This is a genomic window from Nostoc sp. KVJ20, assembly GCF_001712795.1.
GTDB lineage: Bacteria > Cyanobacteriota > Cyanobacteriia > Cyanobacteriales > Nostocaceae > Nostoc.
Genome location: NZ_KV757614.1, coordinates 1 through 22,204 on the forward strand (window position 1 = coordinate 1; position 22,204 = coordinate 22,204).

Here is a 22,204-nt window from a genome sequence, read left to right on the forward strand (position 1 = left end):
TCATTAATCACTTTGTCAAAAATTTCATAATTTTTCTTGATAACAGTTGAATATTCAAAGGAAAAGTAATGCTCAATATAGATTTAGAACAACTCCTTTACACTGTACAGATAGATTTCCAAACAGAGATTACTAAGATTGTTGAACAAGTTTTTAGCAACACTGAGTTTCAGTTATCTGCTCGAAAAATCGGTAAGGTTCATGCAGCTTTAGTTGTACCACAAATGTATTTAAAATCCTTACATAAAGACTCTCAAAATATTTTTGACACTAATTTAGCTATTACTTTTAAAAGTAAAAACCGTGCTGTCGGAAATTTTCAAGTAAATTATTTACCTAAAATAAATATCTTAACTATATCTGGGTACTACAAAGATGGCACCGCTTATCTGTGTTATTCTCCAGCGATGAATCCTGATTGGTACAATGGCAAAGGTTATAAAATAGCTCGCCCTGATTGTATTGGAGAAAAGTTTGAGTTGTTAGCGAACAAGTTTTATCCATTTTTTGAAGAATGTTTTGCAGTTTAATTTTAATTAAACCCATTAATAATCAATGGCACAAATATCAGCGCACAGAGCAAAAAGCCGATTAATAAGCCAACAACGCTTATTAAGCTCCAGTAGCGACCGAGATAACCAAGGCGGAATTCCAATATCCATTCTTTTACGGGAAGCAAAGTGAAGTAAAACGCGATTCCTGCACTGACTTAAATCTTGCATTGGCAGTTGTTTTACTTTTGTATTTAGCATATTTGGCGTAACCGTGCCAAAGCGGACAAGGAAAGATACTAACTTAAAGACCTATTGAAGGGATTATTGCTGTAAGGTTTCTCGCTCTTTGCGATCGCAGAAAGAAATTAAAAAAGAATTTAATTTGTAGCCACTCGACAAAAGTGGCTACTTTTTTAATTTAACTATCCTACTTTCGACTCCAAACAAATCTTTGTAAACTTCATGATCTCGAAAAAGCTCCATAATCAAACTTCGAGTAAAAGCACAGTAAATCATATTCCCTCGCGCCTCATACAAACCAAAAGCTTTAAATAAATCTTTTTTTGCGCCCTCAATATCGCCCAGACGAAATCTGACTATCCCTCGTCCACAGTATGCTTCTGCACAATCAGCATCTAGAGATAATACTTTTTCTAGATCAAAGAGGGATTTTTCTAATTCCCCAGATAAAAAACAAATATTCGCCCTATTTATATAAGCTGATAAACAGTTTGGGTCAAGTAAAATTACTTGATTGTAATCTAAGATAGCTGCTGGGTTGTCACCAGTTAAATTTTTATACGTATCAGCCCGATTTAGATAAGCCTGGACTAATTTGGGATTCAGAGCGATGGCTTTAGTGTAATCTTCAATCACCTGGGGAAATTCTGACTTATGACAGATTTTTGACCGAGCTAATCCTCGATTATTATAAGCTTCAGCAAAATTCGGATTCATCGCTAATGCGTTATCAAAAAGCTGAATCGCATTTTCATATTTTTCGATTTGAAACTGAATCATACCTATAGTATTGTGAACTTCGGCAAAATTAGGATAGAAATAAAGTGCATTTCTGAAGCACTCCATCACTCCAGATAAGTTTCCTGATTTGAGATGCTCCATTCCTTTGTCATACCACAATTGCCCTTGTTCTACATCAATGTCTTCCATTAATTCCACCAAATATTCTCTGTTTTAATTTAGAATTCCTTAAATATTCATCGACTCGGATATTTAGCTGAGTCAGTTAACTTATCCTTGTATTTCTAATTCTTGAATTTTATTTTTCGCTAATATTTGATCAATTTGAGTATTAGCATCCTCAAAAGTTTGCAATATCTGTGGAGTTACTTTATTAGTCTGCACCTTGCCAGATTGTAAGTTTAAAACTACTTCCCCATTTTTCTGCAAAATAGTTAAATCCCTCTGCTGGGTATTGAAAGCCAAGTCATAAATCTTCCCTTGGACTTGAGTACCATTTTCATCAGACTGACCCCAGACCATACCAATCCTTTGAGCAATTTGAGTCAGCCGACTGATGGCTTCAAGTTCAAATTTATCTTTATTCATTACTGTCAACGCTTGGGCTGATAATTGCTCACCAGCTTTAAACCCATAAGCCACTTCTACAATGCGTTTTTTGTAATTCTCCGACTTCCCTAACATATCTGCGGCATTATACCAATTTCTCAAATCATCAATAGTAACTGATTGAGTTTGGACTGTTTGGTTGGGTGCGGCTCTATTTTGTGGTTCAGGAAACGGGACTATAAAACCCTCCACATAATCCCCCAAGGGTTCAATATGTAGTCCCCACACCTGCTGTTTTTCGGTAAACAGTTCTGGTAATGCTTTGGGTGAGTGCTTTTCCATATCAGCCCACTGCTGTTGATAAACGGGGTCAGCAATCATAGAGGGTGTGATTTGATACTGCTTACCGACTCGAAAGGCGACTTGCTTATCAATGCCTGTCGCCAGAGCAATATCCCCTTCCTTAAACCCATACTGTTTGTATGGTTGATAAGCTCTGGTGGTATGAGTTCGACCATATCCTCTCATCGCATCAATGCAAGTATTTACAGGTAGTGGGTTCGGCTCACCATGCATCATTAAAGGGTAGTTCATCGGAATCGGTTTGCCTTTGATGACAGGAGAGGCGACGGCGAGATTTTGAACCTCTTGGTTTGGGTGGAATTGAGCGCTTTGTTGAGGCGGGGACAATGCTGATTGAGATGGAGGTTTCAAAAACTGTGGTCGTGTGGCGAGGGAATTAACTCTTTGTTGATAGTCACTATCCGATTCAATAATTGACCCAAATTTCTTGGTCATGTTCTCCAAAGTTTTGGGGGGAATTGAACTGCTGACTAAGTGAAATACTGCTAGACCTTTTTTAGTTTCCCTGATAACATCTTCTGTTGGTACTTGCTGCCATTCAACTTTTTGAGCAGTTAACCATTTAGTTACAGTATCAACTTTCTGGTTGTCAACAGCCAAGCCCATGACTCCAAGTTTTTTGTTTGATTCTGTCGAAAATAAGAAAGTAGGGCGCTCTTTAATATGATGTAGAATATTCGCACTACTCTCAATCATCTCTTGTTGTTCAAAATTAACCGATTGAGTCCCAAAAGCCTGAAATTCCTTCGTCCATTTCTGAGGATATTCTACGGTATTAGGGTCAATTTGAGCGCAAATAACAGAAAAATTACTTTCAATGATTGCAGGCGCGGGTGTAAATTGTTTGGGTTTGAGTAGCCCAAGCTGTCTGAGCGCGTCTTTGTCTTTTTTGAAGTGCAATACTCCCAGGGGTTCACCATTTAAAAATACAGCATCCCTAGTTTTAGAAGCTGAGGTTTCGATAGTCAGTTTTCGGTAATCTTGATCATTGAATGTCTGACCAGAAAAATCATAAAAGTTAATTTTATTAATTTTGAGGAGATTCCCATTGGGAGACTCACCCAGCACAAAAGCTTGATCTCCAGTTTCAGAAATTGACTTGAGCTTTAATTTTAGAGGATTACCATTTTTGAGATAATTAATTTCATTTAACTGTTGGACAGAATCACTGTCTAACTCACCCAGGGTTTTGCCATCAAGTTTGATTTTTACTGTTTTATCAGGAATCGGCACAGTGCCAAATTCTAAGTTGACCGGTTCGGCGTTAAAAACAAGTCCTGCATAAGAGAAGTTCTTGAGTTCACGGATAGTAATTTCAACCGACTCGTTTCCTGGTAGTCCAATAGTTGCTTTGGCAGTAGCAGGTTCTACCCCAATGAAATTAGCTTGCGCCTTTGAGCCAATTGGTAACATTCCAGCCCTGGTTTCGAGCATGGCGAATTCCTTATATTCGCCGTCAGCATCCTGTACAAACATTAGTCTGGAAACGTGGCGTTCATGTCCCGGTGGGTGGTGGCTAGCTCTGATTTCTATGGGGTGTTTTTCGTCTGGGTTCCACTTTCTGCCCAAAAATTGATTTGCTTCATTATGAAGTGTGACTAACTTCGGTTCAGTAAATTGCAATTTATCTAAGCGAGAGATAATCTCATTGGGGAAAGCAGCGAAAGCAAAATTGGAGACTTTTTTAGCGATCGCCTGGGGGTTTGCGTTTTCTTTCCTTGCAACTTCGAGTTCATCCTGACGGGATGCACAGATATTCCAAGCGGCGGCGGCGGATGCAAGTTTTTCTGACTCTGGGATTTTCGCATAAAATGCTTCTGCTGCATCATTTCCCAAGGCAAAGAGTAGTTTAGTTTGGCTTCTAGTAAGTTCTGGTTTTAGTTCTATTACTTTACCTCCCTGTATGGTCATCCCCGCCTTGAGGTTGTGGTCAGTCACAGATTGTTGGCTAACTGTCCCCAGGTTGCGGTAAGCGGGTTTTCCATTTTCCCCAACCTCGTCATCTATCTGTGCAACTGCTAATAATTTATGGGGGCGTTCACTGTTTGTGAATTTAATCTCATCTAAGCGAATGTTCAATGTCTGGGCTTTCCAGATTAAGGGATGCCCGTAACGGGTGAGATTGGTAATTTCCAGTTTGCAAGACTGTGGAGTTTGCACAATTGCGGATGGCCCTTTCTCAGTTTCACGCCGTTGGGACATCCGAACCGCAGCGTTGAATTTCAGATCGAACTCGTACTTGGCGGCGATCGCTGCAAATTTCTGCTGTGGTGTAAATTCTACCCCTTTGAATAAGTCTTTAAACTGGACTATGGGACGCGATTCTAACTGTGATTCTTGGAAATATTTATTGGTTTGGCTAATCAATAATTCTACTGGTGAGTAGCCCTTTGGTGTTATACCTGTGTTTAAATAGGATGAACGAGATTTTTTATCTTTAATATAGTTAACATCACGATACAAGTAGCGGTTGTTTTCCCTGATTTTATCCATCTCAGGTTTTTTAGCACTTTTGAATAAATCAACCGCTATTTGGTTTTGATAACATCCTTCTTCAATCATGCTCCGGTACATTTGACGGTTAATGTCCATTGCTTGCTGGATAATTTCGGGAGTTCTTTGAGAATGAGCAAGTTCGACAACCCCTTGCATATAAGGCTTGTATTCTTCTCGAATTAACTTTGGCTCTTTCTGGCGTTCTTGCTCAAACAGGATTTCGTAATGGTTAGAAACTTGGTCTAGATAATTTGATTTCTGCTCAAAAGTACCGTAAGTTTTTAGTACCTCAATTTCTGATTCTAATGCTTCCAGTGCCGTCACTTGATTGTTGATTATGCCCACGCTGATGCTATCGCTCATGTGAATAGCGATTTTTTCAAATGGGGGCTGGGTTCCATCGGTGGGATCATAAAATGACTGTTTTTTGAGCTTAACCGTGGGTGAATAGGCGTTTTGGGGAAGATTTCTTCGCTCTGCCTCTGCTGTTAAATTGGGGTATAAGCTAGCTCTTGCCACACCAATGCAATCACCATCGTAGTCTCGTGCTTGGCGTTCTGATTCGGTTTCTGCTGGGTCGATAAAATCAACATCAACCCCTCGCGCTTCTAAATCTGTAATTCTTTGCTGTATGCGCTTATGGTCTTCGTCATTGACTACAATTATGCCTTCTAAGGGTTCACCATCTGGAGCAACACGGTCTTTAATGTGTTTATTAGTAGAAACACACAAGCCATTAGAGTTAAGAAAAGGAGAGCGAAAGTTAAGAACTTTTTCTCCTTGCTCCAGCCAAGGAGCACAGATTTCACCATTTTTGAGTTCCTTGGAAGGAATAATCATTGCTCGGTCAAAAGTAAGCGTTTTCCCAATAGCAATATCTCGCCACTCACTTTGTACAAAACGACTTAATTCCTGTTTGACCTTCTCAGTTTCTAATAGCTGTTGATGACCAAGTAAATCAGCTTTAATGAGTTTGTACATAAACAAGTCATCTTTAGCACTCTCGTCATCCAACTCCTGATCTGCATCTAAGTCATCATTTGTCCCTAAGTTTTTAACATTTGTTTCTTGATTGATAATGTCTGATGTTTTGAATTTACTTTGGCTCAATGATTCTTTACGTTTTTCGTATCTTTCACAATAGTAAGCAGCAACAATTCTTGGGTCATCTTCAATAGAGGCTAATCTTTGAGCTTGTACTTCTAGTTCTTCGGCAAAATCTTTAATTCCTTGGGGGAAAGATGCCAGCAGTTGGGAGATAGACATCTGACCTTGTTGAGATTGTGCTTTTTCAGCTAACCAAATATTTTGCTGATATAATCCTGGTTGAATTTGAGGTTTAGTAGGGCCTTTGGGTCTATCCTTGTCTGTTCCCTTAAAACTGCTTACGGGAAGAATTATATCGATTTTTGGTTCATTTTTAGAATTTGCATATTTTATTCTATCTAGTCTGTATGGTCGCAGTGTTCCTTTGCCAAAGCGATATTCAGTCGTATCTTCTCCAACTCCATCTACCCAACCAAATCGATGTTGAATTACACGATAGCTTTTATCTGTTTGGGATTCCCTTAAGGTTAGCTTGTCATAAAGTTGTGTTGAAATCTGCCCATAACAATCGCCAACTAATTTATATGCCAAATCATTCGATAATATCCCTCCATTTTCACCCCGGTTATCAGTAGAATCATCTACTACTAAAATGTTTAGCTTTTCGTGAATCGCATTTTTACAAGCCCCAAGGAAAATGGAACCATAAGCACCCCGGTCTTTACTATCTGGACAAATTTTTTGAATTGTTTCTAAACATTCCTTTTCTCCATAAAGTAAGCGAGTCTTAGAAGATAGTAATAAAATTTGTCCATCTGGATGATTCTTTAGTTCTTCAGCAGTGCTGTATTCATCTGAATGTCCAAATGAGAATTCTTTGTCAGGAAAGTAAAATTCTAGTAAAGTATTACTGAGCTTTTCAGTTAAAATTGATTGAGAGTCGGTTCTGCTATCGTCTATATAGATCCACTGATTTAAACGAGGGTCAAAATGCTTTAATTCCAAAGTCATAAGATTTGAAATTTGATGAATATTAATTAAATTTTTGAGAGGTTTTTATGTCAAGGATTAAGCGTTGGATAAATATGAATAATGAAGAATTCAACCCAGATGGAAGTTTGAAAAGTGAAGCTCGGCAAGAAATGTTATCCAAAGGTGAAGATCCAGGAGCAATTGATAGTTATGCTCGTAGAGCAAAAGAAGAGTATGACGAGTGGAAACACCTGGACGAGACTGATCCAGAGCCGTGGCCAATCTACACAGCCTACGATTTCTTCACTGAACAAGAAAAAAAAGAATTTAACCCAGATGGTTCTCTCAGACCTGAATATGTAGAATACGCTCAGAAAATTGGTATCAGTGAAAGTGCCCTCGAACAACTTGAGTGGCGCAAGAAAATGGAGGTTGATAATTACAATAAAGTGTCTGCCTCACACGTAGAACAAGGCATCAACTTTGGTGCATGGTTGATGAGAGGAAGGATTGAAGATAGCAGAACATACGTCCAACGTCGGCAGCAGATGGAGCAAGACCTGCGTAACTTTGAGGATGTTGAGAGCTTGCCTTTCGACAAAGATACAGCATATTAGGTGAGCCGAAGCAGAGCGAGTGATAATATAAGCTGAAAGCATTATCAAACAACGCTTTCAGCTTTTTGCGTTGAATTTATGACGCTGCCTGACCATTTGGATTAACGCTGTTGGGCAGCAGGTGGGTTGACAACAGCCGCAGATGGTTTAACAGAGCGAAATGCCCCATTGAGAAAGGCAATCATTCCTAAGATGGCGAAGGCTGTAATGATTACTCTTTGCAGTGAATTGAATGCCAAGCGTTCTTTGATTACTTCAGCCCACATCACTTGGAGTTGGTCTTGTGTTGTTTGCTTTGAAGCTAAATAATAGAGAGCTTCAATACAAGGGGATATGTCTTCCCCTTGTTGAACTTTCTGATACAACAGATTTTCTAGTCGCTCTTTCTGTTGAGGGATAGTGAATGAGTCTGTTGACTTTTGAGGGTATGTACCGTTGTTGTGGCTTGGTAATTTTAGTTGTTGCATGATTTTTTAAGAGATATTTGAGATGAAAGTAAGTAGGGAAAGGTGCAGAAGAATATTCCTCCACACCAGATTCTGCAAGTAAAAATGGAAATTATAATTACTCCCACCGCAGAGTTTATATTTTCTGCTCTCAAAAAATCAATCGACAAGAGTACGGAAAAAAACCGTACTCTTGTCTGTAGAAAAATAAGTCTATTTATGCTAAAGCTCTAATTCAGTATTTTAATTTGAGAATTAATCAAATACTTTCTTCTGGGTGTTAGACATGGCATACAGCCTACTTGGAGTCAGCGAACTTTCAGCTATAAGTATTTTTACTTGCTAACCTTTGAGAAATTGGGCTAGTAGAATTAACATCATTAATAAAACAATTAATCTCAACATAGAAAATAGATTTTCTGTCAAATCAATTTTAAAAGTGTTTCCATAGCTATCAAAAATCCCCTGAATCAGTAAACGTACCTTTAATAAATCAGCATTTAAAAACGATGATTTTTTTACTTTACCAATCCCTGGAAATTTGCACTTGTTAAACACATTCGCTCCATAACATTTACAGTTAAGGGATTGTTGTTCTGATAACGCTTTCCGTTGCTGCTCAGTTTTCTGCCAGCACGAGTCTTTGGCCACATCTGCGCCAAGTCCACTCAGGGATACTAGAGATTCAAAGGGATATTTAGTCAACATCATCTGGTTAAATGTTTTGCCCACAGAGTTGAATTCGTTCGCTGGGAGAATGCCACCTCCAAACACGACTTGAGGAACCAACACAAGAATTGTTAGCAGAGGTGCAACACTTTGACTTGGTGCAATCGCAGAAACTAACAGTCCCAAAATCATACTCCCAAAAGAAGCGAGGAAGAGGCTGAGGTACATGAGAGTCAAAGTACTGTTATCAACATTTAATTTCACCGCCGAGTTCATGCAAACTAAAAGTATTGCTGATTGATAAAGTGCTAGCAAGAATGCTAATTGAAACTTGGATGCTACATAAGGAACTATCCCTAGTCCGGCACTGCGCTCACGGCGATAAATGGCAGTTTCCTTCGCAATCTCCGACATCGTAGCTAGCGCTCCAGACATTACAGCCATGATGACTGTGACAAACAGCATTGTAATTGCCTGTCCTGCATTGCCAATCTTAGTGTTAAATAAGTCAGGCTTCCACAGTGCAAAATTCAATGAACCTAAAATCGGCGCTCCTAGAAGCATTAACGCTAAACTGATTTTGTTCTTGAGCAGAATAGCCAAGTTACGGCGGCATAGCACCCCCCATTGTTGGAGAAAATCCGGCTTAACTAGTACGGGCTTAATTGAGTTTTGGGGAATGGTCTTTTGGCGTTCACTGACAAACTTTTTGTAGAAAGCGTAAGACTTAAATCCCTGCTCCCATTCTGATGGTGACAACTGGTGTTCAACTCTGGCATAAATTGAATCAAAATCTTTGACTTTGAAATAGCTAAAGGCTAACTTCGGAGGGCCAACATAAGCAAGTCTGCCCCCCTTAGCCAGAAAAACTACCATGTCAGCGATCGCCACATTTTTGGTAGCATGAGTAATCAATATTACTAGACTTCCAGCATCTGCTAAACTCCGCAGAAGGTGCATGATTTGTAATTCTGTGCCAGGGTCAAGTCCTGAAGTTGCCTCATCCAGAAAAAATATGCTGGGATTGCTGATTAGTTCTACCCCAATACTTACACGTTTGCGCTGCCCACCACTAAGTCGCCCAATAGAGACATTCTTGCGCCCAGTAAGTTGCAGTTGTTCAAGTACTTCTTGTATGCGTTGCTGCCTTTTTGATGGCGATGCTGAAGGCAGACGGAGATGAGCAGCATAGTTAAGTGCTTCCCCCACAGTCAGTTCTGAATGAACGATATCGTCCTGCGGCACATAGCCAATTTTATTTTTGAAAGCGTTGAAATTCTTGTAGAGGTCGCAGCCGTTAACAAATACTTTACCTCTAGCGCGGCGTTGTCCGTTGAGTGCGTCCATGAGAGTTGACTTCCCGCCACCACTAACCCCAGCAATAACTACAAACTCTTGCGGAAAGAAAGATACAGAAATATCGTTGAGCAGAGTTGTACCTAATATTGGGCTGCTAGATTTTTTTAAATTGATTGCATCTAATCTCATGCGTTCAATTGAGAGAGTTTGACGTTCCCTTGCCTGAAATATTGGAATTTTGGCTGGTGCAGAGGAGCTAATTTTGATTTCTACGATCACCGAACCAAGCTCTATAAGATTTCCGTCTGCTAAAGCTCGGAATCGATATGCTTCTAGCTGAATCCCTGCGACCCGTGTGCCATTGGTACTACCTTCATCTAGCAAATAATACTGACCTTCTTTAAACGCAATCTTAGCGTGTCCTTTATCTACGCTGTTATCAGGAATTACCAAGTCATTGTATTTATCGCTACCAATACTGAAAGGAGTTTTTTCAACAGTGCATTGCTGAATCGGAATCGTGTGAATAGTCAGATGTAGAGTCTGCATTTGTGCATTGTCAAGAAAATAGTTTCTATTTTTGTCGCACTCCAGCAGATAATACAACAGTTAGCAAGAAGATAAAAGCAACTGGCTAAAAATACAAAATTTTTTTTAAAGACAAGAACAACAAACAGATATAGAAAGAGAAATATGAAACTTTCAATCATTACCGCTACCTATAATAGACCGGAAAAATTAAGCACAATTGCACTGAAAAGCTTACTTAATCAAACAGATCACAATTTTGAATGGGTAATCATTAACGATGGGGGCAACCAACGAACTAAAGAAATTGTTACTAAATTTCCAGCTCCATTTCATATAGTTTATGAAGAAATAGAACACCTTTCCATTGGCTTTGGGCTATGCCATGCACGCAATAAAGGATTAGATATAGCAACTGGAGAATTAATTGCTTATCTGGACGATGACAATAGCTTTGAGCCAGAGTTTATAGCTATGGTAAAGCAATTTTTTAAACAACAAAACTTCATTAAATATAGTATGGTTGTACAAAATCGTCGCCGTGATGTTATTTGTCAAGGTAAAACTATACGTATGAGTAAAACTTTTCTTTCTCCCAGTAACCCAAACTGCACACTTGATAAATTCATTAGTCAACAAGAAATTTTTGATAGCAATGGATTCATTCATTACCGTAATCATGCTTTAAAATGGAATCCTTGCCACCGAATATTTGCTGACTATGAATTCTTACTCCAATGTGCTAAAAAATATGGAGTTAGTACATTTAAAGTCAATCCTCAAGTTTTAGTTAATTATATTCAGTCGTCTGAAGGGACTATTGGTACTTCAACTTATAGGCAGTGGGCAGAAGAACTCAAACAAATAATCAAATCAGCTTCTTTTTACTCACTTGAATTATATCAAGTTGAGCGTCTACAGGAACTTACAAGAATGTATAACAATATAGCTAATAACCGCGCACCAGCATTTGTATAGTGTGCAAATTTGAAAGCGATCGCCTGGGAGCAAGCCGCAAAGAATCTACGTATAGGCAATCACTTTCAAATTAGGGCTTTAAACACCAGGGTGCATGGTCAAAAATCCGTTTTTCTCCCAAACTTCTTTAGGTGGGGTGGAATTTTTTACAGGTGGGGATTGATGATAGTCTGGAACCAAATCAGTTTTACGTTGGTAGCCAAAATTGTAGTCTAACATCTTGATATAGGTAATGTGTGCAGTCCAGACATCAGTAACTCGGCTACCTAGAGAGAGGGTATCGAGATACTTAGGCATCTCGACATTGCCATTCCAAACAATAGGTATGCCCTCTTTTTCAAAATGTTGAGTTAATTCCTTATGAACAAACTCAGCAGTCCCGCCGCAAATGATAACTTCATCCAATACGGCAATATTTCTAATCCAGCGAATTAAGGCTCGACAGTAATCACCACGGACATCTAGTAAAACTGAGTTAAACAACTTTAAATCAGATTCAACTCCAGCAGATGTAGCTTTGCGTGATAACGACTGTAATGCATTCACGTTGCCCAAGCTTGCTGACACTAAAGCTTTTGGTATACGTAAATCATCTTTTGCTAGCCCAACAGCAGTACGCTCGACAAATTGCTGCACTAACCAATTCATCCCCAACTCTGTAGATTCAGCCTTTGCTTGATTACCTTTAGCCGAAACAAAAAAACTAGCATTCCGGTAGCCCAACATCAACAAACCAATACTTTTTTGCCCAAACAATGCCCCCAAAGTCCGACTACGGTAAGCCATAATCCCACTCCCCTCTGGAGCCACGTAAAAATTATGTAGCTTAAGTTTTAACTTGCCTGTAGGTGTGGCAATTCCTTTTCTTAGCGCTGCCGACAGCTTCTTGCCCAAATCCTTGCCGTCCGACATTTCTCCTGGTGGTAGCAATAATTGCACGGAAGCATCAACACCATTACTCAAGCCCAATTGAAGACAAATTTTCCATAATAATCCCGCTATTTTTGGTAAAGCATAGTGATATTTCAGATCCCTGAGCGCTGGTGTGCCAGCAAAAGTATTTTTAGCTAGAGCGCCCAAGACATAATACTCATCATCTATTCCTACCCAAGTACAGTCTCCTGACAACTGAGTAATTGAGTTTTTTCCCACATCTGCAATTTCTGGCTCCATTGCTATTACTATCGGCACACCCGAAGGATATATCTGAACAATTACCTTGCTCTGACTCCCACCTAAATCAATGGACACAGCTACCCTTGTGTAAACGGGTGCAATCTCTCTTTTCGACGTATTCATGAATTTTTCTCAACTATTACTCGACATTAAACAAGCTGTTAATCTGCTTTATTTCTTCTGGCAGAACTAGTTCTGCCAAATCATCAGCGTCCTCATCCAAGATTTGGTCATCCTCATCATTAATGGTGGACACCAGCCTTTGATCCGAGGCACTGTCGCCAACTTCAGCGTTGTTCGCAGTCACAGCAGTTTGGACATGAGATGACAAAAAAATTTCACGAATCAAAGCCGCTTGTGCTTCTAATTTTTTAATTGACCAAATTGCCCTCTGCCTGAGTTCGTCACCATCCACTCCATCAGCAGATATGGCAAAGGGCGACCAATATTCAAGCAGGGTCAACATTACTATTTCAGGTAGGTTCCCTAAATCGAAGGGTCTAGAGTGGAGATAATTAATTATCTGTCCATCAATAGTGCCTAACCTTCGCCTAATTGAAAAAAAGACTTGTTGGTTCTGTTCCATTTTTTTTCATGCAAAAGTTTCTGTGCATTTACAGCCGCGTTGCTTCGGTTTTTTACTTGCAGAAAATCAAAATGCAGAATCACTTATTAAAGTCTAATCGATTTTTTCTGTTTTAAAAACTGAGTTATAATCTCCCCTAAATCTATGTAATTAGTGGATTTTGAAGAAGGAAATTGTATACCAAACTACATTTTTTCCAGACTATGCCTAGACTAAGTTTGAACTATCCCTAGACTATGCCTAGACTAAGCACTCTTAATCAGTTTTTTCAAGAAAGTAAGTTCCTTAGACTATGCCTGAACTATCCTTAGACTATGCCACAACTTAGCGCAGGAAATTGCTATTTTTTGCCCTCAACAATTCTTCGCTTAGAGAATAACATAACCATACTCACTATGGTTTCATGCCCTGCGGGTGGCTGCGCCATCTCTCGCTGCACTCATGACATGAAACAGCAGTTCACTTGGAGGGTTTTTGAGTACTACAACGCACTGCATTTGTAGCATAAAACTTTTATGTCGCCACTAACAATTCTCAGAATAGAGAAACTAAAAACATTTGGTAACGTTGCGGGAAGTGATGACCATGTTACCAGGAATAGAGAAACACCCAACGCAGATCCAACTAGAGAGAATGTCCGGTTGATTGGGGGAGAAGACGATCGCGCCCTAGAGGAAATAGTCAAAGAAAAAATCTCTACGCTACTGCATCGCCCTCGGCATGATGCAGTGTTATGCACCGAAATGTTTCTCTCGGCATCGCCTGAATATTTCCGCCCTGGTGATCCATCTCTGTCGGGGCAGTGGTCTGATTCACTGATGCAGGAATGGGCGATCGCATCTCGTGACTGGATAGATCAAAACTATGGATCAAAATGCGTCAGGGCAGAGCTTCACCTAGATGAAAGTACCCCACACATTCACGTCTACATCGTGCCATTGAACGATAAAACCGGGAGAGTCAGTCATGACGCGATGTTTGGCGGCAGAGGTGGACAGGGAAGAATTAAGTTATCCAAACTCCAAGATAGTTATGCTGCTGCACTCGCTCCTTTGGGCATTGAACGTGGGGTAAAGGGCAGCAAAGCAACCCACACCAAAGTCAAAGAATATTACCAAGCCGTTAACAGTGAACCACTCACCGCAGTCATTACAAATAACCAATTAGCACCCACACCATTTGAATCAGCCAGGAATTACGTTGCCAGGATTCAGTCTGATGACCAGTTCCAAGCCATTAATCACCAACTGGCTGATCGCTCCTTTATGGCAGAGCGATTGTTCCGTGCAGAGCAACGGGCTAGAGATAGTGAAAAAGAGCGACAGCAATTAGAAAAACGGGTGCAATTGTTAGAATCTCAAACTCAACAAATGCGCGACTTGCCCTTGGAGGAGGTCGCCTGGGAGTTGGGGCTACACCATGAGGAAGGAAAATGGAAGGGTCACGGACACATCATTAATATAGATGGGCCCAAATTCTACGACTTCGCCCCCGAACAGCAGAAAGGCTCAGGGGGTGCGATTGACTTGGTGATGCACGTTAACCAGTGCAATCTACGGCAGGCGGTTGTCTGGTTGCATAAGCGCTTTGGTGAAGCTGGGGCTATTGGAGCAGCGATAGCTTTTGCTAAAACAGTGGCAGCTGAGATTATCCAGTTAGAACCATGCGACAAATTCAGGCTACCAGTTGAGGATAAAACTAAGTGGTCTTCTGTCTGCAACTACCTGACCCAGAAACGGGGGATACCTGAAAACTTTGTGGAAGTTCTGCATAACCGGGGGCTGGTTTACGCTGATGACCAGCAAAACGCTGTGTTCGTCATGCGGAATCTATTAGAAGAACCCCAGGCAATAGGAGCATTCCTGCGGGGGACACGGGGCGAGAACAACACTTTCAAAGGTTACGAGAAAGGGACTAAGCGGCGTGAGGGCTGGTTTTATTTTCACTTGGGTGGACAGCCAACAGATCCTGTAGAAAGGTTAGTGCTGTGTAAATCCCCCATTGATACCGTGTCTTTTGCCATGCTGGAATATCAAGTCAAGGGCGACGTACCACTCAAAAGAACGCTCTTCCTGGCAATAGATCGCCCGAATACCTTGCCTGTTGAGCAATTGCAGCATATTCCTAATGTACAGGTAGCATTTGACTCTTCGGAACTTGGAAATGCAAATGCACGGGCTATTAAACAATTGCTGCCACAGGCTAAAAGAAATAAATGTTTTGCTAGAGATTGGAACCAAGAACTGGTCAATCTCTCGCAGAAATTACAACAACATAATTCACAACAACGGCATCAAAATCAGGAAATGGAGCTTTAAACAATTCGTAATCCGTAATTATGTTTTGTGATTGTAAAGCGTCAGCATAAGCGTTGCGGCAGTGATAGCGCAGTGCCATTCACCCTACCCCTTAAATTAAAAAAAGTAAACCTGGAAATATATAACAAAGGAAAGTGAAAAATCAAGATACGAAAGTACTGATTATTTCCGTACCTTTATCGATTCCTTTGTCATTGGCAGATATGGGATAGTGATATCGTTCTGAGCCATAAAACGATGGTAGAAGTTTGGCAGTTTTGGGAATTTGAGCATTTCTCGAACAATATAGTACGAGTCATAGATGCTCCAAGCGGATTAGAGTTGTTTGCGGTTGATGTATTCCAAATAATTGCTCCAGCCCTGAACGATGGAAAAGTAATATTAATAGATGCGAAAACAAATCAGCGACAAGTGATGATGAATCAAAAAATAGTCGTCGTTAATACTTTGAATGCCTTGGGGATTCATTCATTGACAGGTATAGTAAAAGCTGATGTGGTTAGGCAATTTATGCAATGGGTAAGGAGCCAAATAGTACCAATTTTTAGAAAAAAGACAAATTTGAATATAGACACTAACATTAAGCATATAACTTCAGGAATTATTTTTCCGAAGAGAGATTCTTTAATAAACTACCTGTATTCAAAAGGACAGAAGATATGGGAAGTAGAAATAGAAGTTATTGAATTATATTTAAAATTGATTTATAAGAAAATCCCTCTGGCTGTTAATTGTCCGGGAACTAGTAATTATCAAGAATTATCCTTCAGGCAGCAATATTTAGAATTGGTAAAACTAGTTTTATCGGAAATTATAAATTACGAAGAACTGTATAGTAGCTTAGTAGCGTTAGCTCCGAATTTATTAATAGCTCAAGAATTAGATTTTTATATATATAAGTCTTTAAAGTTAAATAGCAATTATGAGCTAATGAAGATTATAGAGCAGGGTTTAATTCTCCAAACCTTCAAATCAATTACGGATAATTTGGCAGAGTTTAGCAAACAAAGATATTTAGAAATATTTTACTTTCAAATACTGGAATGTTTCTCAGGGGACTAATTTGGGGAGTATGGAGAATATAGATTCTTTCCCTCCCACACCTGCTAACGGCAAGGTTTCACGTTATCAAGCGTGCCATTCCCCTACACCCCTAAACCTATAGTTTTTGACCACTAATAATTATGAGGAGAAAGAAAGTGACAGATAGTATCGAACTTATGAATAATGGTTCAGAAGACAAGGCGAACGAAGAATCAATTGAGCAAATAACCAAAAATAGATTAGTGATAGTAACTGGAGATAAGGGTGGTGTAGGTAAGTCTACTTTTGCAAGGGGATTAGTGCAAACATATTTGGATAAAGGACAAAGATTTATCGGCTTTGATGCTGATAGCTCCAATTCTCAATTATTAAGATTTTATGGTCGGCATTGCCATATAGAACCACTTGATATTTTTAAAACAGGCAATATAGATCAGTTCTTTGATGAAATGAAAACAAAAGCGAATCCCAAGCTAGGAGGAGATGGTGAAATAATCCAGCCAGAATCTTTATTTTTACTAGAATTACCACCACAGTCCAGAAGAATATTGCGAAAATTTGTAGAAGAAATGACTTTCCTGGAAACAGCCGAAAAACATTATAATATCCGCGTGACTATGGTAGTAGTTATTAGCCGCGTTATCGATTCTATAAATCAACTAATAGATTTGCATAGCTTTTGTGGAAATCAAGTAGATTACATAGTAGTAAAGAACTTATTTTTTGGAGAGCCTGATGAATTTACGAGATACAAAAACTCTCCCGAAGTTGAGAAAATTAAGGAACAACTAAAGTCGCAAAAAAGCCCATTTGCTGACATTAAAATGCCAGAACTAATAGAACGCAGTTATGATTACCTGGATGAAAATAGCATGACTTTTAGGCAAGGGATGGAGCAAACAGATTTACCTTCGGTTAAAGGTAGAGTCACAAGTTGGTTAAGAACTTTCAAAGAAGAGATTGAACAAGTAAAAGAGTCGTTAGGTTTAAATAATGTTGAACTCTCCTAAGCGAATGATTATGACTGTAGGTGACTCTCGTGTAGGGAAGTCTACAGTTACGAAACTATTAATTGATTGGTTTCAAGTTCAAGGAAGAAAAATTCGGGTCTACGACCATGACAATCGTGAGAGATTAAAGGCTTATGAAAATTTAGTGGCAATTGAAAGCTTAGACTTTTTTAATGGAGGTACGGATAAAATTTTAGATGATTTTATCAAAAATGAATTAGATATAATTATTGTTGATATGCCAGGGCAATATGTAGATAAGCTCTGTCAGTATATTGTGGGTTCGGATCTGTTCGATCTCTTAATTACATATCAATGGGAACTAACTTTTTTGCAACCAATTTCGCACAGAAGAGATTGTGTAGCTTACCTGAAAACTTTGGGAGAGTTTGCTACTGATAATGCTAACTATGTAGTAGTAAAAAATCAGCATTTTGATACGAGATTTGGAGAGTATCAGCAATCAATGCAGGATAAGTTACAAAGAATGGGTGGGACTGAGATATTCTTGCCAGCGTTACATCGTGACCATTACGAAAGATTGGAGAGGACGGGAAAACCTTACTCCCTAGCTTGTAGAGATAAGTCAATTTATGTGGTTTACCGAACTTACATTTACCACTGGATTAAAAACTTTTACGATTCGATTTTAAATAATGATAAAGCAATTGAATATTTAGGGCTAAAAAATGAGAACAGAACAAATTTTACAAGGATATTCGGAAGCAGAACAACAACGCATAGCTCAAATATCCCATGAATTAGGAATAGCTGAAGATGACCCGATGTTTAAGTTGATGGCAACATTAGGCAGAAATGAAGAAACAATGATTGACCTGCAAGCGCGGATGGAGGCAATGGTAGAAGCTTGGGCAGTAATGATTGACCAGAAATTAGAATCGACTAGCAAAGCGGCTCAGTCGATGCACTATACAGTAGTATCAAAAGCTGTGCGTGATGAAATGAAGCATGTAACACCATCGACCTTAAATAGCTCATTCAAAGGTTTGGGTTGGTGGAAACTTTGGTCTATATCAGGGATATGCACAGGAGTAATGGCGGTAGGAGCGCTTCTAGGTTCGTTGACAACTTGGAATGTTGTCTCAAATTTGGGTGGAACTCAGTCAGTTGTAGTGTCAGCCAATGAGATGAAGATTTTGCAGTGGGCAAAATCAAGCGAAGGAAAACAAATGTACCAGTTATTGTTGTCCAATCAATCAGCCGTAGCAGCCTGTCAACAAGAAAACCGATTACAAGGATATTGCTTGATTCAGCTTAAGAAAACCAAACCCAAAAAGTAGCTCAACTAACTCTAGAGGTTTCTGTTTCTAAATAGCCAAGTTCTCTAGCCATAATGATCGCGTTAACACGGCCCCTAACTCCTAACTTGGAAAAAAGATGGCTGGTGTGTCCCTTAACTGTACTGACTGTAATAAAGAGTTTTTCGGCGATCTCTTTATTAGAAAAACCACGGGCAATTAAGTTGAGAATTTGGGCTTCTGTAGCAGTAAGGGTTTCCCTGTATCTTTTCCCCTTAATTTTTGTGTTGCCAGAACTGAAGTTTCTAAAAAATCTTTTAGCAATCTCTGGGTCAATGAAAGAACTATTTTGATAAGTAGTATTGATAGCGTGTTTAATTAATTGCAGATCCATCTTCTTAAGAATGTAGGAATCAGCGCCATTTTGGAAGGCAGAATTAACTACATCTTGACTGGAGTGATAAGTGAGAACAATGACTTTACTATCCGTCCTCGTCTTAATGTTATAGATGAGATCCAAACCACTAATATCTGGCAAAGCAATATCAAGCAAAACAATATCAGGCTTAAGTTCTTCAACAAGCCTCATCCCTTCAGTTCCGTTATCAGCTTCCCCACACATTTCAAAGTCTTGCTCTTGATTAACAACTGATTTAATTCCGAGCCGACTTAGAGCTTCATTTTCAATAATTACTAATCGAATCATCTTGATTACTTCGATTACAGGAACATAAAACATTTATAACATATTTACTTAAGTAAATCTTGACGATAGTGCGATATTAAAAAAAGTTTAGAATTTAGGTAAAATCAAAGTAAAAGCTAGGAAGTTTTTGGAGATGATGAAATTAGATTAAGTAGATTGTCTAAAACTAGAGAATTATAAGATGCGATATTTATACGACCAAAAACTTTGGGATAAAATTGAATTGATGGTGGAATGGCTGATATTTATAGGTTTGATGATTGCGGCAACGCTCAGATTTAGTAGCAATCTAATGGAGGCGAGTTTTTACATAATGTTGGGAACAATAATTGCCCCCTTCTCAATAATAGAGAGGCGGACAAAGCGTTATTTATTGATTGGTGGTTTTTTCTTGGGTAGATTGGCTGGTTATTTTAGCTAGTCAAAAATGGGTGTGGAAGGTGTGGGGGTGAAGTTTGGTTAAAGCTTGTGGTGAAATGCCAGTACCTTACATCTAAACAAGCAAGAGAACTCTGCGCTCGTTATAATCAAGCTCTTAGTGAATTAATCAAAATGATTACCCATCCATCTAGATGATTGGTTACTCGACTAACTCCCGACACCTCCCACAGTCCCCAAAGGGGCTTAGTCACCAAGCTCAGTGCTATTATCTTTATCAATATGATTAGGCTGAGATGTAAGCTGTTGTCTTGTTTGCTGTTTATCAAAGGCAATGAGTCGATTAGTCTCTGAGTATGAAAGGTTATTTTGTGTAATTTGAAACTCATTAGAGTCATCTTTATAGGCTGTAAAAGCTGTTTCGGGATTGCCAGTTTTTCTGTGAACACTGAGAAGTTGCATTCCTTCTTTAATAAACAGTTGCAATCTGTAGGCTATGCCTTCATAAATGCGTCCTTGTTCAGTATCCTTGCCCATTGTCATAACAGTTCTCATGACTGCTTTAATAAGAGATTTTTCAGCAATATCAATAGCTGGTGAGACATTGTTTTCTCTAAATTTATTTATATTGTTTTGTGCCTGACTCCCTGTTCGCTGCTCCTTTTCCTCTTTGCTGACCCTTTGACCTAAAGGTAGTTTTTGCACTCCCGATTCAAATATCTGTTGGAGGAATGTATTCTTCTTCTGGGCAATTAAATTTTCAACTCTTGCTGAGTTATCTGGTTGAGATATAACAGATGACTGTTGGGTTACAGCAAATTTCTCTAAATACTCTGTGTAATATTTCTGTTTGAGATTTTGTCTGTAGTTTTCAATATTTTGAAGATTTTTAGATAAGGTTGTTCTCAGTTCTGACTGGAGATTTTCTCGCTCAGATGCATCCAATGTGGTGGTTGATTGTAACGACGGTGGATGTTTCTCCAGAAAGAGTGCTAGTCTGTAAGCCATCATGTTGTTAGAAATGCCACTGTCACAATTGATATTGCTGACTGTTTCTTGAAGTGAATTAGATGATTGGTTAGAATACATGGCTAATGTAGTTTACAGTTCATTTTCGGCAGAATTAGATTGAGCATTATGATGTGATTTTGGAGATTTTTGGGAATATACTTCAACTTTTGGGCTGTAGGTATTATGGATGACTTTGCTACGGGCAGATATCAAATCTTGGATAATTTCATTTAGTGGGGGAAGGGAAATATCAGTTAATCCTTTGGCGCTTTGCTCAACAACACTATGGATTAAAAGTTTATTATAAAGTTCACGTTGTTCGCCAATGGAGAGTTTGCCATTGGATTGAATCTTTAAACGAAATTCAGCATTATCCTGTTTTGCGATATCACCCCATCGATGATTATCTTCTAGCTCTTGCCAGTATTGACCAAGCAAAGGATGAAGGGGCAGAGGAATGCTCTCGATGTCAGATTTGCTTAATTGATGTTGAGAAGTAGATGTTTTTTTGATTGGTTTAGCTACTACTGTATTGGCTGGCTGCAAATTGATATCTTGAGAGTTGCTAGCTAGGTCAAACGTAGAGTACGGGGAAAGAAAATTTTGTTCAACCTGTGCTGCTGTGTAAGGAACAGAATTACTTTTTTGTTGCCTATTTTCTAAGTCTTGCCAAAGTTTAGCAATTTTCGGGTGAATAGGCACTTCCATATCACGGGTAGCATGAGGATTGGCAGTTGCTTCCTTGGCAGGTTGTTGAATATCCAACTTTTGAGCAAGTAATCTGAGTTTAGCTATGTCTTGTTCAGTAATAGCAAGAGTCTTAAGTTGATGTGTCATACCTGAATCTGTTCTGCTGAATTCAAAGCTGGCAGCAACTCTTGTAGCACCCGTATGTTCAGTTTTCAGAAGTTGCAGAGTAGATGTAGTATCAAGTTGACTTTTCTGGTAGAGAATACGGTAATTGCCCAACTCCAAATCATCACAACCAGTCCTTTTTAGAGTTTGAGTGAGGATTTGCAAGATTTCAGAAGTTTTAAAGCTCTCTAAAATTGTGTGCGTACCATTAAGGGAGAGTGAACCAAGGGTATTAGCAATCTTCCTGGGGTCTTCATCGACTGAAGGTAGTTGTTTGCCACTTTTGAGATAATCAGCAACTAACAAAAACTCCTGCCTTTCGATTGGAAACATATCTTTAGGTTGCTCAGACAGAGTGATAGCTCCCCATTTATCGGCATGAAATTGCATTAGTGCCAAAGTTTCGTCAGCGCGGCGATGAA

At 39.2% G+C, this 22,204-nt stretch carries 17 protein-coding genes and 1 pseudogene; 9 read left to right on the forward strand and 9 right to left on the reverse strand.

What is annotated here, in order from left to right:
* The first annotated feature begins 68 nt into the window (after positions 1-68).
* A complete protein-coding gene (locus tag A4S05_RS14865; RefSeq protein WP_069070603.1) occupies positions 69-530 on the forward strand; it encodes a hypothetical protein in 462 nt (153 codons plus the stop codon).
* A 369-nt stretch (positions 531-899) separates the two neighbouring features.
* On the opposite strand, the gene A4S05_RS14870 is transcribed toward A4S05_RS14865, so the two are convergent.
* Together A4S05_RS14870 and A4S05_RS14875 are read right to left on the reverse strand one after the other, a co-directional pair.
* Positions 900-1,664, reverse strand: a complete 765-nt coding sequence (locus A4S05_RS14870) for a tetratricopeptide repeat protein (protein WP_069070604.1) — start codon at positions 1,662-1,664, stop codon at positions 900-902.
* 81 nt (positions 1,665-1,745) lie between these two features.
* Complete coding sequence (locus tag A4S05_RS14875; RefSeq protein ID WP_069070605.1) at positions 1,746-6,941, reverse strand: hypothetical protein; 5,196 nt, start codon at positions 6,939-6,941, stop codon at positions 1,746-1,748.
* Between the two features lie 47 nt (positions 6,942-6,988).
* Here A4S05_RS14875 and A4S05_RS14880 point away from each other — a divergent pair, with 47 nt between their 5' ends.
* Complete coding sequence (locus tag A4S05_RS14880) at positions 6,989-7,519, forward strand: hypothetical protein (protein ID WP_069070606.1); 531 nt, start codon at positions 6,989-6,991, stop codon at positions 7,517-7,519.
* 101 nt (positions 7,520-7,620) lie between these two features.
* On the opposite strand, the gene A4S05_RS14885 is transcribed toward A4S05_RS14880, so the two are convergent.
* Together A4S05_RS14885 and A4S05_RS14890 are read right to left on the reverse strand one after the other, a co-directional pair.
* The gene (locus A4S05_RS14885; RefSeq protein WP_069070607.1) at positions 7,621-7,986 is read right to left on the reverse strand and encodes a hypothetical protein; all 366 of its coding nucleotides are present in this window, start codon (positions 7,984-7,986) and stop codon (positions 7,621-7,623) included.
* A 321-nt stretch (positions 7,987-8,307) separates the two neighbouring features.
* A complete protein-coding gene (locus tag A4S05_RS14890) occupies positions 8,308-10,482 on the reverse strand; it encodes an ATP-binding cassette domain-containing protein (RefSeq protein WP_069070608.1) in 2,175 nt (724 codons plus the stop codon).
* 144 nt (positions 10,483-10,626) lie between these two features.
* On the opposite strand from A4S05_RS14890, the gene A4S05_RS14895 reads away from it, so the two are divergent.
* The gene (locus tag A4S05_RS14895) at positions 10,627-11,439 is read left to right on the forward strand and encodes a glycosyltransferase family 2 protein (RefSeq protein ID WP_069070609.1); all 813 of its coding nucleotides are present in this window, start codon (positions 10,627-10,629) and stop codon (positions 11,437-11,439) included.
* 78 nt (positions 11,440-11,517) lie between these two features.
* Here the strand turns inward: A4S05_RS14895 and A4S05_RS14900 are convergent, their stop codons facing one another.
* Both A4S05_RS14900 and A4S05_RS14905 read right to left on the reverse strand, forming a co-directional pair.
* A complete protein-coding gene (locus A4S05_RS14900) occupies positions 11,518-12,738 on the reverse strand; it encodes a ParM/StbA family protein (protein WP_069070610.1) in 1,221 nt (406 codons plus the stop codon).
* A gap of 16 nt (positions 12,739-12,754) precedes the next feature.
* Positions 12,755-13,201: a hypothetical protein gene (locus A4S05_RS14905; protein ID WP_069070611.1), complete on the reverse strand. Its 447-nt coding sequence runs from the start codon at positions 13,199-13,201 to the stop codon at positions 12,755-12,757.
* A 515-nt stretch (positions 13,202-13,716) separates the two neighbouring features.
* Here A4S05_RS14905 and mobV point away from each other — a divergent pair.
* From mobV to A4S05_RS14930, 5 genes are all read left to right on the forward strand, one after another.
* A complete protein-coding gene (mobV, locus tag A4S05_RS14910; protein WP_069070612.1) occupies positions 13,717-15,519 on the forward strand; it encodes a MobV family relaxase in 1,803 nt (600 codons plus the stop codon).
* A 237-nt stretch (positions 15,520-15,756) separates the two neighbouring features.
* Positions 15,757-16,581 carry a hypothetical protein gene (locus A4S05_RS14915; RefSeq protein WP_069070613.1) on the forward strand — a complete coding sequence of 275 codons (825 nt, stop codon included), beginning with the start codon at positions 15,757-15,759 and terminating at the stop codon, positions 16,579-16,581.
* Between the two features lie 137 nt (positions 16,582-16,718).
* On the forward strand, positions 16,719-17,573 hold the full coding sequence (locus tag A4S05_RS14920; protein WP_176727016.1) for a nucleotide-binding protein: 855 nt from the start codon (positions 16,719-16,721) through the stop codon (positions 17,571-17,573).
* Positions 17,574-17,583: 10 nt separating this feature from the next.
* A complete protein-coding gene (locus A4S05_RS14925) occupies positions 17,584-18,333 on the forward strand; it encodes a P-loop NTPase family protein (protein WP_218107951.1) in 750 nt (249 codons plus the stop codon).
* The gene (locus tag A4S05_RS14930) at positions 18,263-18,874 is read left to right on the forward strand and encodes a DUF6753 family protein (protein WP_069070616.1); all 612 of its coding nucleotides are present in this window, start codon (positions 18,263-18,265) and stop codon (positions 18,872-18,874) included. Before A4S05_RS14925 ends, A4S05_RS14930 begins: the two co-directional genes overlap by 71 nt.
* A 1-nt stretch (position 18,875) precedes the next feature.
* On the opposite strand, the gene A4S05_RS14935 is transcribed toward A4S05_RS14930, so the two are convergent.
* A complete protein-coding gene (locus A4S05_RS14935; RefSeq protein WP_069070620.1) occupies positions 18,876-19,538 on the reverse strand; it encodes a response regulator in 663 nt (220 codons plus the stop codon).
* A gap of 181 nt (positions 19,539-19,719) precedes the next feature.
* On the opposite strand from A4S05_RS14935, the gene A4S05_RS14940 reads away from it, so the two are divergent.
* Positions 19,720-19,959: a hypothetical protein gene (locus A4S05_RS14940; RefSeq protein ID WP_069070617.1), complete on the forward strand. Its 240-nt coding sequence runs from the start codon at positions 19,720-19,722 to the stop codon at positions 19,957-19,959.
* Between the two features lie 203 nt (positions 19,960-20,162).
* On the opposite strand, the gene A4S05_RS14945 is transcribed toward A4S05_RS14940, so the two are convergent.
* On the reverse strand, positions 20,163-21,005 hold the full coding sequence (locus A4S05_RS14945; RefSeq protein WP_069070618.1) for a hypothetical protein: 843 nt from the start codon (positions 21,003-21,005) through the stop codon (positions 20,163-20,165).
* A gap of 12 nt (positions 21,006-21,017) precedes the next feature.
* Positions 21,018-22,204: pseudogene (locus tag A4S05_RS41630) on the reverse strand (DUF3854 domain-containing protein); the annotation flags it as partial.